At 69.3% G+C, this 14,423-nt stretch carries 11 protein-coding genes; 3 read left to right on the top strand and 8 right to left on the bottom strand.

Translation table 11 applies throughout. The features are described 5' to 3' along the window. The 4 genes from ABNT58_RS10845 to scpA all read right to left on the bottom strand — a co-directional run. Nucleotides 1-317, bottom strand: a 317-nt coding sequence (locus tag ABNT58_RS10845) for a biotin carboxylase N-terminal domain-containing protein (protein WP_348753492.1), incomplete at its 3' end; no start/stop codon positions are given. 135 nt (nt 318-452) lie between these two features. Next, nucleotides 453-1,985 (bottom strand): acyl-CoA carboxylase subunit beta, encoded by a 1,533-nt coding sequence (locus tag ABNT58_RS10840; protein WP_348753491.1) that lies wholly within the window; start codon nt 1,983-1,985, stop codon nt 453-455. A 28-nt stretch (nt 1,986-2,013) separates the two neighbouring features. Continuing rightward, the gene (gene meaB / locus ABNT58_RS10835) at nt 2,014-3,048 is read right to left on the bottom strand and encodes a methylmalonyl Co-A mutase-associated GTPase MeaB (protein ID WP_348753493.1); all 1,035 of its coding nucleotides are present in this window, start codon (nt 3,046-3,048) and stop codon (nt 2,014-2,016) included. A 26-nt stretch (nt 3,049-3,074) separates the two neighbouring features. Then, entirely contained in the window at nt 3,075-5,249 is a 2,175-nt protein-coding gene (gene scpA, locus ABNT58_RS10830; RefSeq protein ID WP_348753490.1) for a methylmalonyl-CoA mutase, read from the bottom strand. Nucleotides 5,250-5,446: 197 nt separating this feature from the next. Here scpA and ABNT58_RS10825 point away from each other — a divergent pair, with 197 nt between their 5' ends. Further along, on the top strand, nt 5,447-6,070 hold the full coding sequence (locus ABNT58_RS10825) for a GntR family transcriptional regulator (RefSeq protein ID WP_348753489.1): 624 nt from the start codon (nt 5,447-5,449) through the stop codon (nt 6,068-6,070). A 24-nt stretch (nt 6,071-6,094) separates the two neighbouring features. On the opposite strand, the gene ABNT58_RS10820 is transcribed toward ABNT58_RS10825, so the two are convergent. Both ABNT58_RS10820 and ABNT58_RS10815 read right to left on the bottom strand, forming a co-directional pair. Beyond that, entirely contained in the window at nt 6,095-7,450 is a 1,356-nt protein-coding gene (locus ABNT58_RS10820; RefSeq protein WP_348753488.1) for a histidine kinase dimerization/phospho-acceptor domain-containing protein, read from the bottom strand. After that, nucleotides 7,450-8,133: a response regulator transcription factor gene (locus ABNT58_RS10815; RefSeq protein ID WP_348753487.1), complete on the bottom strand. Its 684-nt coding sequence runs from the start codon at nt 8,131-8,133 to the stop codon at nt 7,450-7,452. Before ABNT58_RS10815 ends, ABNT58_RS10820 begins: the two co-directional genes overlap by 1 nt. 75 nt (nt 8,134-8,208) lie before the next feature. On the opposite strand from ABNT58_RS10815, the gene ABNT58_RS10810 reads away from it, so the two are divergent. Continuing rightward, nucleotides 8,209-8,919: a phosphatase PAP2 family protein gene (locus tag ABNT58_RS10810; protein ID WP_348753486.1), complete on the top strand. Its 711-nt coding sequence runs from the start codon at nt 8,209-8,211 to the stop codon at nt 8,917-8,919. After that, nucleotides 8,916-10,610 carry a phosphoethanolamine--lipid A transferase gene (locus tag ABNT58_RS10805; RefSeq protein WP_348753485.1) on the top strand — a complete coding sequence of 565 codons (1,695 nt, stop codon included), beginning with the start codon at nt 8,916-8,918 and terminating at the stop codon, nt 10,608-10,610. The genes ABNT58_RS10810 and ABNT58_RS10805 overlap by 4 nt, the downstream gene beginning before the upstream one ends. A 54-nt stretch (nt 10,611-10,664) precedes the next feature. On the opposite strand, the gene ABNT58_RS10800 is transcribed toward ABNT58_RS10805, so the two are convergent. Further along, nucleotides 10,665-12,098, bottom strand: a complete 1,434-nt coding sequence (locus tag ABNT58_RS10800) for an efflux transporter outer membrane subunit (RefSeq protein ID WP_348753484.1) — start codon at nt 12,096-12,098, stop codon at nt 10,665-10,667. Between the two features lie 11 nt (nt 12,099-12,109). Further along, nucleotides 12,110-14,423: efflux RND transporter permease subunit (locus ABNT58_RS10795; RefSeq protein ID WP_348753483.1), on the bottom strand; the 2,314-nt coding region annotated here is incomplete at its 5' end.

The following is a 14,423-nucleotide window of genomic DNA, read 5'->3' as shown; positions in this document are numbered from 1 at the left end:
TTGGGCCCGATGAAGACGATGCCTTCTGCTTCCACCCGGCGCGCGAACTCGGCGTTCTCGCTCAGGAAGCCGTAGCCCGGGTGCACCGCCTCGGCCCCGGTGGCCTTGCAGGCGGCGATGATCTTGTCGGCCACCAGATAGCTTTCGCGGCTGGGCGCCGGGCCCAGCAGCACGGCTTCATCGGCCAGCTCCACATGGCGCGCATCACGGTCGGCCTCGGAGTACACGGCCACCGTGGCAATGCCCATCTTGCGGGCCGTCTTGATCACGCGGCAGGCGATCTCGCCGCGGTTGGCAATCAGAATTTTCTTGAACATGGGTGATCTTTCAGCCAAGCCGATGCACGAGGGCCGACCAGGTATTGACCAAGCGCCTTGCGCGGATCCGGCTTTGCCGGTCCGCTGCAAGAGCCCCCTCGGGGGGCAGCGACGAGAGGAGCGTGGGGGCCAACATCACAGCGGAATGTTCCCGTGCTTGCGCCACGGGTTGTCGAGCTTCTTGTCCTTGAGCATCACCAGGCTGCGGCAGATGCGCTTGCGGGTTTCGTGCGGCTGGATCACGTCGTCGATGAAGCCGCGGGCGCCGGCCACGAAAGGGTTGGCGAAGCGGGCCTTGTACTCGGCCTCGCGGGCGGCCAACTTGGCGGGGTCGTTCTTGTCCTCGCGGAAGATGATCTCCACCGCGCCCTTGGCGCCCATCACCGCGATCTCGGCATTCGGCCACGCGAAGTTCACGTCGCCGCGCAGGTGCTTGGAGGCCATCACGTCATACGCGCCGCCATAGGCCTTGCGGGTGATCACCGTGACCTTGGGCACCGTGCACTCGGCATAGGCATACAGCAGCTTGGCACCGTGCTTGATGATGCCGCCGTACTCCTGGCTGGTGCCGGGCATGAAACCGGGCACGTCCACAAACGTCACCACCGGGATGTTGAAGGCATCGCAGAAGCGCACGAAGCGCGCGGCCTTGATGCTGCTCTTGATGTCCAGGCAGCCGGCCAGCACCTGCGGGTTGTTGGCCACGATGCCCACGCTCTGCCCTTCCATGCGCGCAAAGCCGATCACGATGTTGGCCGCGTACTCGGGCTGCAGCTCGAAGAAGTCGCCGTCGTCCACCACCTTGGCGATCAGCTCCTTCATGTCGTAGGGCTTGTTGGGGTGGTCGGGCACCAGCGTGTCCAGCGACAGCTCCAGCCGGCCGGCCGGGTCGCCGCTGGGGCGCACCGGCGCCTTCTCGCGGTTGTTCAGCGGCAGGTAGTTGAAAAAGCGCCGCAGCATCAGCAGCGCTTCCACGTCGTTCTCGAAGGCCAGGTCGGCCACGCCGCTCTTGCCGGTGTGGGTGATGGCGCCGCCCAGTTCCTCGGCGGTCACTTCCTCGTGCGTCACCGTCTTCACCACCTCGGGGCCGGTGACGAACATGTACGAGCTGTCCTTGACCATGAAGATGAAGTCGGTCATGGCCGGGCTGTACACCGCGCCGCCGGCGCAGGGGCCCATGATCATGCTGATCTGCGGGATCACGCCCGAGGCCATCACGTTGCGCTGGAACACGTCGGCATACCCGCCGAGCGAGGCCACGCCTTCCTGGATGCGGGCGCCGCCCGAATCGTTGAGGCCGATGACCGGTGCGCCCACCTTCATCGCCTGGTCCATCACCTTGCAGATCTTCTCGGCATGCGCCTCGCTGAGGGCGCCGCCGAAGACGGTGAAGTCCTGGCTGAAGACGAACACCAGCCGGCCGTTGATCATGCCGTAGCCGGTGACCACGCCGTCACCGGGCGGCCGGTTGTTCTCCATGCCGAAGTCGGTGCAGCGGTGCTCGACGAACATGTCCCATTCTTCGAAGGTGCCGTCGTCCAGCAGCAGGTCGATGCGCTCGCGCGCGGTGAGCTTGCCCTTGCCATGCTGCGCGTCGATGCGCTTCTGGCCACCGCCCAGCCGCGCCTTGGCGCGCTTGGCTTCGAGCTGTTCGAGGATGTCGTGCATGGCGTCGTGGCCTTTCTGGTCAAGCGAATCAGTTCAACAGGTCGAGCAGCCGCCGCGCCGCCACCGAGGCGGCCAGCGTGCCGGCGCGCACCTGGGTGTGGATCTCGGGCAGCGCTTCGCGCACCGCGGGGTGCTGGCGGAAGCGGCTCTTCAGGCCCGCCTCGATGCGTTCCCACATCCAGGCCTGGTCTTGGGTGCGGCGGCGCTCGGTCAGCCGGCCGGCAGCGGCCTGCAGCTCGCGAAAGCGGCTGCAGGCGGCCCAGAACTCGGGCAGGCCCTGACCCTTGAGCGCGCTCAGCTGCAGCACCTGCGGCTGCCAGATCGACACGGCCCGCACAGGCGCCCCATCCACCGCATGGCTGGCATGGGCCGGGTTGCCGTGGTGGCCGAACAGCCGCAGCGCCGAGGTGATCTGCGCCCGCGCGCGGGTGGCGGCGGCCTCGTCCAGGTCGGCCTTGTTGATGACCACCAGGTCGGCCAGCTCCATCACGCCCTTCTTGATGGCCTGAAGGTCGTCGCCGGCATTGGGCAGCTGCAGCAGCACGAAAAGGTCGGTCATGCCGCTGACGGCGGTTTCGCTCTGGCCGACGCCCACGGTCTCGACGATCACCACGTCGTAGCCCGCGGCTTCGGCCACCAGCATCGATTCACGGGTGCGCTCGGCCACGCCGCCCAGCGTGCCGCTGGCCGGGCTGGGGCGGATGAAGGCCTGCTCATGCACCGACAGCTGCTCCATGCGCGTCTTGTCGCCCAGGATGCTGCCGCCCGACACGCTGGACGAAGGGTCGATGGCCAGCACCGCCACCCGGTGGCCCTGCTGGATGAGGTACAGGCCCAGCCCTTCGATGAAGGTGCTCTTGCCCACGCCGGGCACGCCGCTGATCCCCAGCCGGAACGAGCGGCCGCTGTGCGGCAGCAAGGTGTTGAGCACTTCGTCGGCCCGGCGGCGGTGGTCGTCGCGCGACGATTCCAGCAGCGTGATGGTCTTGGCAATGGCGCGGCGCTGCGCAGGCCCGGGCGGGCCCAGCACCGCGCTCACCAGCGCCTGGTCGGCCGGCGGCAACAAGCGGTCGATTGCGGTGTCGGTGTTCAAGCGGCGGCGGCCGAGACGGACAGGCGGATCTGCTCCAGCACGTCCTTGGCGCTGGCCGGAATGGGCGTGCCCGGGCCGTAGATGCCCTTGACGCCGGCCTCGTACAGGAAGTCATAGTCCTGGCGCGGAATCACGCCGCCGACGAAGACGATGATGTCATCGGCGCCCTGGTCCTTCAGCGCCTGCACGATGGCCGGCACCAGCGTCTTGTGGCCGGCGGCCAGCGTGCTCACGCCCACCGCATGCACGTCGTTCTCGATGGCCTGGCGGGCGCATTCTTCGGGCGTCTGGAACAGCGGTCCCATGTCGACGTCGAAGCCCAGGTCGGCAAAGGCCGTGGCCACCACCTTGGCGCCGCGGTCATGGCCGTCCTGGCCCAGCTTGGCGATCATCACGCGCGGCCGGCGGCCTTGCTCCTGCGCGAAGGCATCGATCTCGGTCTTGAGCTTGTCCCAGCCTTCGGCGCTGTCATACGCCGCGGCATACACGCCGGTCACCTTCTGCGTGTCGGCGCGGTGGCGGCCGAACACCTTTTCCAGCGCATCGCTCACCTCGCCCACCGTGGCGCGCAGGCGCATGGCCTTCACCGTCAGGTCCAGCAGATTGCCCTGGCGGCTCTCGGCGCAGGCGGTGAGCGCATCCAGCGCGGCCTGCACCGCCGCGCCGTCACGGGCAGCGCGGATGGCCTGCAGCCGCGCGATCTGGCTGTCGCGCACCTTGACGTTGTCGATGTCGAGGATCTCGATCGGGTCTTCCTTGGCCAGCTTGTACTTGTTGACGCCGACGATCACGTCCTGGCCCGAGTCGATGCGGGCCTGCTTCTCGGCCGCGGCGGCCTCGATCTTCAGCTTGGCCCAGCCGCTGTCCACGGCCTTGGTCATGCCGCCCATGGCCTCGACTTCTTCGATGATGGCCCAGGCCTGGTCGGCCATGTCCTGGGTGAGCTTTTCCATCATGTAGCTGCCGGCCCAGGGGTCGACCACGCTGGTGATGTGGGTCTCTTCCTGGATGATGAGCTGGGTGTTGCGGGCGATGCGGGCCGAGAACTCGGTGGGCAGCGCGATGGCTTCGTCGAAGCTGTTGGTGTGCAGGCTCTGCGTGCCGCCGAACACCGCGGCCATGGCCTCGATGGTGGTGCGCACCACGTTGTTGTAGGGGTCCTGCTCGGTCAGGCTCCAGCCGCTGGTCTGGCAGTGCGTGCGCAGCATCAGGCTCTTGGGGTTCTTCGGCTGGAACTCGCTCATGATGCGCCACCACAGCAGCCGGGCGGCGCGCATCTTGGCGATCTCGAGATAGAAGTTCATGCCGATGGCCCAGAAGAAGCTCAGGCGGCCGGCGAACTCGTCCACGTCCAGGCCCTTGGCCAACGCGGTCTTCACATATTCCTTTCCGTCGGCCAGCGTGAAGGCCAGCTCCAGCGCCTGGTTGGCGCCGGCTTCCTGCATGTGGTAGCCGCTGATCGAGATCGAGTTGAACTTCGGCATGTTTTTCGCCGTGTACTCGATGATGTCGCCGATGGCCCGCATGCTCGGCTCGGGCGGGAAGATGTAGGTGTTGCGGACCATGAACTCCTTGAGGATGTCGTTCTGGATGGTGCCGCTCAACTGGTTCTGGCTCACGCCCTGCTCTTCCGCCGCGACGATGTAGCCGGCCAGCACCGGCAGCACCGCGCCGTTCATCGTCATGCTCACGCTGACCTTGTCGAGCGGGATGCCGTCGAACAGGATCTTCATGTCCTCCACGCTGTCGATGGCCACGCCGGCCTTGCCGACGTCGCCGGTCACGCGCGGGTGGTCGCTGTCGTAGCCGCGGTGGGTGGCCAGATCGAAGGCCACGCTCACGCCCTGGGCGCCGGCCGCCAGCGCCTTGCGGTAGAAGGCGTTGCTTTCTTCGGCGGTGGAAAAACCGGCGTACTGGCGGATGGTCCAGGGCCGTACCGCGTACATCGTGGCCTGCGGGCCGCGCACGAAGGGCGGCAGCCCGGGCAGCGTGTCGGCATAGGGCAGGCCCTGCACGTCGGCCGCGGTGTACAGCGGCTTGACGGTGATGCCATCGGGCGTGCGCCAATTCAGCGCCGAGAGGTCGCCGCCCGGCGCCGACTTGGCAGCGGCCTTTTCCCAGGCAGGCAGGCCGTCGGCCGAGGTGAGGATGGCGGGCTTGGGATCGGACATCGAAGGCTCCAAAGGCCGCTGTACAGGGCATGCCCGACTGGACATCCGATTCGCCGCACGGCCATAATTCAAAACTGAATTATGCAGATGCCCACTGCGAAGTCAAACGCCCGCGAGATTCCGGCGACATGTCACAGACAGCCCTGACCCCCTCCCCCGACGGAGCGATGACAAGCAGCCGGCAAGACGGCAGGCCGATGTACGAGCACGTGGCCGAGAGGCTGCGCGGGGCCATCCTGTCGCACACGCTGGCGCCCGGCAGCTGGATCGATGAGCAGCGGCTGTGCGCCGAATACGGCATCAGCCGCACGCCGCTGCGCGAGGCGCTGAAGGTGCTGGCGACCGAAGGGCTGATCACCATGCGGCCGCGCCGCGGGGCCTACGTCACCGAGATGTCGGCGCGCGACGTGACCGACGTCTACCACCTGCTGTCGCTGCTGGAAAGCGATGCCGCGGCCGACGTGGCCCGCGTGGCCAGCGATGCCCAGCTGGCCGAGCTGGCCGACCTGCATGCGCAGCTGGAGCAGGCGGTGGAAGACCGCGAACGCTTCTTCGCGCTGAACGAAGCCTTCCACATGCGGATCCTCGACATCGCCGGCAACCGCTGGCGCAGCCAGGTGGTGGTGGACCTGCGCAAGGTGATGAAGCTCAACCGCCACCACTCGCTGTTCCGCGAGGGCCGGCTGGCCGATTCACTGGCCGAGCACCGCGCGCTGATGCAGGCGCTGCAGGCCCGCGACGCGGCGCAGGCCGAGGCGTTGACGCGTGAGCACTTCCGCAACGGGCTGTCGGCGGCCACGGTGCGGCCGGGCATGGCCTGAGTGCCCCTGGCATGGGGTGCAGGTTCAGGCCGCCGCCGGCTCCTCAGGCAGCTCCGGCAAGGGCGGAAAGCTGAGCCGGTAGCAAGTGGAAAAACCTGGCGGCGGCGGCACCCGCTCGAAGCGCGCGTCGTGGATGGCGGCCACCTTCTCGACCACCCGGTGGCCCAGCCCCAGGCCGGCATTGAAGCGCTGGCCCGGCGGCGGGCAAGGCTGGGTCGCGCCGTCGTCGCACACCTGCACCCAGCGGGCCTGGGCGTCCAGCTGCACTTCCACCCGGCTGCCCGCGGCAGTGTGGCCCAGCGCGTTGTCCAGCAGGTTGCGCAGCGCCAGCTCCAGCAGCAGCGCATGGCCTTGCAGCAGGAAGGGGCCGGCGCTGTCCAGGCCCAGGTCGTGGCCCGACTCCAGGGCGCGCTGCGCATAGTCGGCCAGCAGCTGGCGCGCCAGCGCGTCCAGGTCGCAGGGCCGCACCGCCTCGTTCATCTCGGCGCGGCTGGCACGCGCCAGCGTCAGCAGCTGCTGCACCACCTGGCCGGCATGCACTGCTTCGTCCTCCAGCCGCTGCAGCGAGTCCCGGCGCTCTTCCTGCGCCATCTCGCCCTGCAGCCCGCGGGCATGCAGCGCGATCGAGGCCAGCGGCGTGCGCAGCTCATGCGCCAGTTCACTGGCCAGCTGTCGTTCACGCGCCAGTGCCGCCTGCTGGCGGCCGACCAGGGTGTTGATGGCATCCACCACCCCCTTGAATTCTTCGTGCGGGTGGCGCGCCGCCAGCGGCTGGGCGCGCTGCACGTCCAGGCCCAGCACGTCGCGCGAGAGGTCATGCAGCGGCTTCAAGCCGCGGCGCACCGCCAGGCCCAGGGCCACCGCAATGGCCGGCATCACCCACAGGCCGGGGCTGGCCACCTGCAGCGCGATGTCCCAGGCCAGGTCGTCGCGCTCTTCCACGCTCAGCATCACGGTGATCTTGCGCGTCTGCTCGGGGCCGTCCCAGCGCGAGAAGCTGCGCCAGCGCTCGGGTGGGTTGCCCAGGGTCAGGTCGGCAAAGCCGGTGCGGCGGTCGAAGGTGGGCAGCGGCGCATCGCCGGTGGAGGTGAGCAGCCGCCCTTCGCCGTCCCACACCACCACGCTCATCGATTGCTGGTAGTCGTGGCTCTTCAAGTCTTCCGGCATGTCGTGGCCGGGGTCGGGGCGGGTCGACGCATCGAAGTGGCCGTCGTGCAGCGCGGCCTGCAGGCCGGCCACGCTGGCCAGGTGGCCGTCGGTCAGTTCGTCGGCTTCGTGCACGCCGGTGGCAAAACCCACCACGATGAAGGTGGCCCACACCAGTGCCAGCGCGCCGAGCGTCCAGCCCAGCAGGTGGTGCAGCAGGCTGCGGCCGGCCATCAGGCAGCTTCCGCCGGCACGAAGTAGCCCACGCCGCGCAGCGTGCGGATGACGCCATCGCCCAGCTTGCGCCGCAGGTGGTGCACATGCACTTCGATGGCATTGCTCTCCAGCCCGGCATCGAAGTTGTAGAGGCTGGCCTCGATCTGCCCGCGTGACAGCACCCGCGGCCGCGCCTCCACCAGCGCCAGCAACACCGCGAACTCCCGCGGCGACAGTTCCACCGGCTGGCCGGCGCGCAGCACGCTGCGGGCCGCCGGGTCGATGGCCAGCTCGCCGACCTGCAGCAGCGGCGTCGCGCGGCCGGCGGCGCGGCGGCGCAGTGCGCGCATGCGGGCCACCAGTTCGTCGGGGTGGAAGGGCTTGGTCACGTAATCGTCGGCGCCCAGGTCCAGCCCGGCGATGCGCGAAGCCACCTCGTCGCGCGCGGTCATGATCAGCACCGGCAGCGCCGCATCCGGCAGCCGCCCGGGTGTGGCGGCGCGCAGCCGGCGCAGCAGCGCGGTGCCGTCGCCGTCGGGCAGACCCAGGTCGAGCAGCACCAGGTCGAAGGGCTCGGCCTGCAGCATCGACCAGGCGGCCGCCACGTTGCCCGCATGGTCCATCGCATGGCCGTGCTGCCGCAGGCTCAGGGCCAGGCCCGCGGCAATGCCTTCGTCGTCTTCCACCACCAGTACACGCATGGCGGGATTGTGGCCTGCCCTGTCGTGCCGCCGCCCTTAAGACGGCCTTAAGTGCAGCTGCCTAAGGTGCGCAGCGTGCATGACAACCTGCCCTCTTCCCGCCTGCCCATCGCCCCGCTGGCGGCTGGCCTGGCCGCCTTGCTGGCCTATGACGCCAGCGGCCTGGATTTGCCGCTGGCACGCCTGTTCGGCGGCGCCGGCGGCTTTGCGCTGCGCAACCACTGGCTGCTGACCAACGTGCTGCACGAAGGCGGCCGCATCGCCGCGTGGGCGCTGGTGCTGGCGCTGTGCGTGGGGGTGTGGTGGCCGCGCGGCATGCTGCGGCGCATTCCGCCGGGCCGCCGGCTGCAGCTGGCCGTGGGCAGCCTGGCGGCGGTGCTGGTGGTCTCGGCACTCAAGAGCATCAGCACCACCAGCTGCCCGCAGGAGCTGGCCCTTTTCGGCCGCACGGCGCAGTACATGTCGCACTGGCACTGGCCGCCCGGCCTCACCGATGGCGGCACCGGCCACTGCTTTCCGGCCGGCCATGCGTCGGCGGGTTTTGCCTTCGTCAATGGCTGGTTCGCCTTCCGCCAGCACGACCGGCGGCTGGCGCGCGCCTGGCTGGCCGCCGCGCTGGGCGCCGGCCTGGTGCTGGGGCTGGGCCAGCAGGCCCGCGGCGCCCACTTCATGAGCCACACGCTGTGGTCGGCCTACGTGTGCTGGTGCGTGGCGCTGGTCACCGACCTTGTCTTCCAACGTCTGCGCGTGCGGCCGCTGCCGGCCACCGCGACGGAGCCTGCATGACCTCTTTGCACTTTCCCTGGCACCGCCGACCCGCGGCCTCGGCCCCCGAAGCCACCCCGTTGTCCCCGGCTGCCGGTCGCACGCCCTGGGCCGTGGCCCTGGCCTGCGCGGCTTGGATGGGCGGCGCCTGCAACCTGGCCCTGTGGGCCCGGCTGAGCGAGCTGGGCCTGCTGCAGGGCGCGCGCGGGTTGCTGCTCGGGCTGGGCATCGCCGGCATCATCACCGCGCTCATCGTCACGCTGGTGAGCCTGCTGGCCTGGCGCTGGACCTTCAAGCCGGTGCTCATGCTGCTGCTCGTCACCGCCGCGGCGGGCATGCACTTCATGCGGGTCTACGGCATCGTCATCGACCCTTCGATGGTGGTGAACGTGCTGCAGACCGACACCCGCGAAGCCACCGACCTGCTGAGCCTGCGGCTGGTGCTCACGCTGGCGCTGGCCGGCGTGCTGCCGGCCGTGCTGCTGTGGCGCACGCCGGTGCGTTATGGCCGGCCGGGCCGGCGGGCGCTGGGCAACCTGGGGTTGTTCGTGGCCAGCCTGCTGGTGGCGGCCGGGCTGCTGCTGGCCTGCTTCCAGCCGCTGGCATCGCTGATGCGCAACCACAAGGACGTGCGCTACCTCATCAACCCGCTGAACACCGTGTGGGCGGTGGCCGACGTGGCGGCCAAGCCGCTGCGCCGGGCCGAAGGGCCGCTGCAGCCCATCGGCCAGGATGCGGTGCTGGGCACACCCTACGCCCACCAGGCGCAGCCGCCGCTGGTGGTGCTGGTGCTGGGCGAAACCGGCCGCGCCGGCAACTTCGGCCTCAACGGCTATGGCCGCGATACCACACCCGAGCTGGCCAAGGAACAGGTGGTCAGCCTGCGCAACGTGTGGTCCTGCGGCACCAGCACCGCGGCTTCGGTGCCTTGCATGTTCTCGCACCTGGGGCGCGAGGCCTACCTCGACCGCCAGCACGACTCCGAAGGCCTGATGGACGTGCTGCAGCGGGCCGGCCTGGCGGTGCTGTGGCTGGACAACCAGTCGGGCTGCAAGGGCGTGTGCGACCGGGTGCCCAACGTCAACACCAGCAGCCTGGCCGATGCGCCGCTGTGCCCCGGCGGCCAGTGCCAGGACATGATCATGCTCAAGGGTCTGGATGAGCGCATCGCCGCCCTGCCTGCCGAACGCCGCGCCCGCGGCGTGGTGGTGGTGATGCACCAGATGGGCAGCCATGGGCCGGCCTACAGCAAGCGTTCGCCGCCCGAGTTCAAGCGCTTCTTGCCCGAGTGCACCAGCGCCTCGCTGCAGGAATGCAGCCGTGAATCGCTGGTCAATGCCTACGACAACAGCATCGCCTACACCGACCACTTCCTGGCCTCGACCATCCGCTGGCTCAAGAGCAAGGGTGCGCAGCCCACGGCCCTGCTGTACCTGGCCGACCATGGCGAATCGCTGGGCGAGAACAACCTGTACCTGCACGGCCTGCCGTATGCGGTGGCGCCCGACGTGCAGAAGCACGTGCCCTGGATCACCTGGCTGTCGCCGGCTTATCAGCAGCGCGCCGGGCTGCGGACCGCCTGCCTGCAGCAGCAGGCCGACCAGCGCCGCAGCCACGACGACTGGTTCCACTCGGTGCTGGGCCTGCTGGACGTGCAGACCGGCGTCTACCGCCGCGCGAACGACGTGTTCGCGGCCTGCAGCGCCGGATGAAAAAAGGGGCAGCTGGCGCTGCCCCTCGGCTTTCTTCCAGACTCCAGATCCCGCTCAGCGGGGGGCGCCGTCCTGCCGGGCCACCGTGGGCCCGGTCCAGCCGCCGCCCAGCGCCTGGTACAGCGACACCTGGTTCTGCAACTCGGCCAGGCGCGTCTGCACCGTGGCCTGCTGCACGGTGAACAGCGAGCGCTGCGCATCCAGCAGGTCGAGGTAGCTGGCCACGCCGTTGCGGTAGCGCAGGTCGGACAGCCGGAAGCGCGCCGACTCGGCCTCGGTCTGGGCCTGCTGCTGGCGCACCTGCTCGCCCAGCGTGGCGCGGCCGGCCAGCGCATCGGCCACCTCGCGGAAGGCGGTCTGCACCGCCTTCTCGTACTGGGCCACCGCGATGTCGCGCGACACGGTGGTGGCGTCCAGGTTGGCGCGGTTGCGGCCGGCGTCGAAGATGGGCAGCGAGATCTGCGGGATGAAGGTCCACGCGCCCGAGCCGCTCTTGAACAGACCCGACAGCTCGTTGCTGGCGGTGCCGGCGCTGCCGGTGAGCGTGATGCGCGGGTAGAAGGCCGCCCGCGCCGCGCCGATATTGGCATTGGCCGACAACAGCGTCTGCTCGGCCTGGCGCACGTCGGGCCGGCGGTTCAGCAGGTCGGAAGGCAGCCCGGCCGGCAGGTCGGCCATCATCACCGTCTCGGCCAGCGGCAGCACCGGCGGCAGGTCGGCCGGCAGCGGCTGGCCCACCAGCAGCACCAGCGCGTTTTCGTCCAGCTCGCGCTGGCGCTGCAGCTGCGCCAGCGTGGCGCGGGCCGAGGCCACCAGCGAGCGGGCCTGCTGCAGGTCCAGCTCCGAGGCCACGCCGTTGTCAAAGCGCAGCTGCGACAGCTTCAGCGACTCTTCCCGCGTGGCCAGGGTCTGCTGCGTCAGCTTGAGCAGCTCTTCGTCGGCCTGCACCGCCAGCGCCGCACGCGCCACGGAGCCCACCAGCGTGATCTGCGTGGCCGCGCGGCCCTCTTCGGTGGCCAGGTAGGTGGCCAGCGCCGCGTCGCTCAGGCTGCGCACGCGGCCGAACAGGTCCAGCTCGTAGCTGGTCACGCTCAGGCCCACCTGGTAGAGGCTGGTCTGGTCGCCCTGCGTGTTCGGCTGGCGCGTCAGCGAGGCCACGCCGTTGACCGACGGCAGCCGGTCGGCCCGCTGCACCTGGTACAGCGCGCGGGTGCGGTCCATGTTGAGCACCGCCACCCGCAGGTCGCGGTTGTTCTGCAGCGCCAGCTCGATCAGCCGCTTGGTGCGTGCATCGCTGAAAAAGCGCTGCCACTCGATGTCGGCCGCCGGCGTGCCGGCCTGGGTGTTGCCGGCGATGCTGGCCGGGTAGGTGGCCGCCACCGGCGCGGCGGGCCGCTCGTAGCTGGGCGCCATCGAGCTGCAGCCGGCCAGCAGCGCGGCCAGGGCCGCGGCAGCCAGCGTGGCGGGACGGAAGAAGTCAGGGTTCATGGCGGGTACTTTCACGAACGGCCCTCCGTTTGCGGAGGCGTCGAGGGCGGCAGGGTGTCCTGCTCGAGTTCATGGGTGTACATGCGGCGCTGGCGCTCGCTGCCCTTGAAGATGCGGCGGATGACCACGAAGAACAGCGGCACGAAGAACACCGCCAGCACCGTGGCCGCGATCATCCCGCCCATCACGCCGGTGCCGATCGCGCGCTGGCTGGCCGAGCCGGCGCCCGAGGCGATCACCAGCGGCAGCACGCCGAGGATGAAGGCCAGCGAGGTCATGATGATCGGGCGGAACCGCAGGTGGGCCGCTTCCAGTGCGGCATCGAAGACGCTCTTGCCCTGCGCCTGCAGGTCCTTCGCGAACTCGATGATCAGGATCGCGTTTTTCGCCGCCAGGCCGATCACGGTGATCAGGCCGACCTTGAAGTACACGTCGTTCGGATAGCCGCGCAGGTACACGCCCGCCAGCGCGCCCAGGATGCCCAGCGGCACCACCAGCAGCACCGAGGCCGGGATGGACCAGCTCTCATACAGCGCGGCCAGTGCCAGGAACACCGCCAGCAGCGAGAAGGCGAACAGGATGGTCGCGGTGGAGCCCGAGAGCTTTTCCTCGCGCGACTGGCCCGTCCACTCGAAGCCGAAGCCCGGCGGCAGCTGGCGCGCCAGCCGTTCCATCTCGTCCATCGCCTGGCCGGTGCTCACGCCCGGTGCGGCATCGCCGGCGATGCGCATCGTCGGGTAGCCGTTGTAGCGCACCGTCTGCATCGGGCCGGTGATCCAGCGGGTGGTGGCAAAGGCCGACAGCGGCACCGGCTGGCCCTTGGCGTTGAGTGCGTTCAGGCGCAGCAGGTCGTCGGGCTGCATGCGCTGCGGCGCATCGGCCTGCACGATCACCCGCTGCAGCCGGCCGCTGTTCGGGAAGTCGTTGATGTAGCTCGAGCCCATGGAGGTGGACAGCGCGGTGTTGATCGCGTCGAAGCTCACGCCCAGGGCGCTGGCCTTGTCGCGGTCGATGTCCAGCTGCAGCTGGGCCGCGTCTTCCAGGCCGTCGGGGCGCACGCCGGCCAGCAGCTTGCTGCCGCGGGCCATGCCCAGCAGCTGGTTGCGGGCGTTGACCAGCGCCTGGTGGCCCTGGCCCGCACGGTCCTGCAGCCGGAAGTTGAAGCCGGTGGCGTTGCCCAGTTCCGGGATCGGCGGCGGGCTGAGCGGGAAGATGAACGCATCGCGGATGCCCATCAGCGCGCCGAAGGTGCGGCCGGCCAGCGCAGCGGCGGTGTTGTTCTCGCCCTTGCGTTCTTCCCAGTCCTTGAGCACGACGAAGGCCAGGGCCGCGTTCTGCCCGGTGCCCGAGAAGCTGAAGCCCAGCACGCTGACCATGCTGTCGACCTCGGGCTGCTTGAGGATGAAGCCTTCGACCTGCTTCATCACGTCCAGCGTGCGGTTCTGCGCCGCGCCCGGGGGCAGCTGCACGTTGACGATGATGTAGCCCTGGTCTTCGTTGGGCAGGAAGCTGTTGGGCAGGTGCATGAACATCCAGCCCACCCCAACGCCGATGGCCAGGTAGATGACGATGAAGCGGCCCGCGCGGTGCAGGATGCGCTGCACCCAGCCCTCGTAGCCCTTGGCCGTGCGGGTGAAGCTGCGGTTGAACCAGCCGAAGAAGCCGCGCTTCTCATGGTGATGGCCGGCTTCGACCGGCTTGAGCAGCGTGGCGCACAGCGCCGGCGTCAGCGACAGCGCCAGGAAGGCACTGAACGCGATGGCCGACACCATCACCGCCGAGAACTGACGGTAGATGTTGCCCACCGCGCCCGCGAAGAAGGCCAGCGGCACGAACACCGAGATCAGCACCACGGTCACGCCGATGATGGCGCCCGAGATCTGCTGCATCGCCTTGCGCGTGGCCTCCAGCGGCGAGAGTCCTTCCTCGCTCATGATGCGCTCGACGTTCTCCACCACCACGATCGCATCGTCCACCACGATGCCGATCACCAGCACCATGCCGAACATGGTCAGCACGTTGATCGAGAAGCCTAGAGCGAGCAGCGTGGCGAAGGTACCGAGCAGCGCGATCGGCACCACGATGGTCGGGATGATCGTGTAGCGCCAGTTCTGCAGGAACAGGAACATCACGAGGAACACCAGCGCGATGGCTTCGAACAGGGTCTTCACCACCTCGGTGATCGAGATCTGCACGAAGCGCGAGCTGTCGTAGGGGATGTCCCATTTCACGCCCTTGGGGAAGTAGCGTTCGAGCTCGCCCATCTTCGCGCGGATGGCCTTGGCCGACTTCAGCGCGTTGCCGGTCGGCGTGGGCTGCACGCCG

It is taken from the genome of uncultured Aquincola sp., from assembly GCF_964001545.1.
In the GTDB taxonomy this organism is placed as follows: Bacteria; Pseudomonadota; Gammaproteobacteria; order Burkholderiales; family Burkholderiaceae_C; genus Aquincola.
Note: the sequence above shows the minus strand (reverse complement) of the source record. Positions and strands in the feature narration are given on the sequence as shown.

Bases quoted from the DNA above. Each gene is read 5' to 3' on its own strand.
- ABNT58_RS10840 (WP_348753491.1), bottom strand. From the start codon at position 1,985: ATGCACGACATCCTCGAACAGCTCGAAGCCAAGCGCGCCAAGGCGCGG.
- ABNT58_RS10805 (WP_348753485.1), top strand. From the start codon at position 8,916: ATGACCTCTTTGCACTTTCCCTGGCACCGCCGACCCGCGGCCTCGGCC.
- ABNT58_RS10800 (WP_348753484.1), bottom strand. From the start codon at position 12,098: ATGAACCCTGACTTCTTCCGTCCCGCCACGCTGGCTGCCGCGGCCCTG.
- ABNT58_RS10820 (WP_348753488.1), bottom strand. From the start codon at position 7,450: ATGGCCGGCCGCAGCCTGCTGCACCACCTGCTGGGCTGGACGCTCGGC.
- scpA (WP_348753490.1), bottom strand. From the start codon at position 5,249: ATGTCCGATCCCAAGCCCGCCATCCTCACCTCGGCCGACGGCCTGCCT.
- ABNT58_RS10825 (WP_348753489.1), top strand. From the start codon at position 5,447: ATGTACGAGCACGTGGCCGAGAGGCTGCGCGGGGCCATCCTGTCGCAC.
- ABNT58_RS10815 (WP_348753487.1), bottom strand. From the start codon at position 8,133: ATGCGTGTACTGGTGGTGGAAGACGACGAAGGCATTGCCGCGGGCCTG.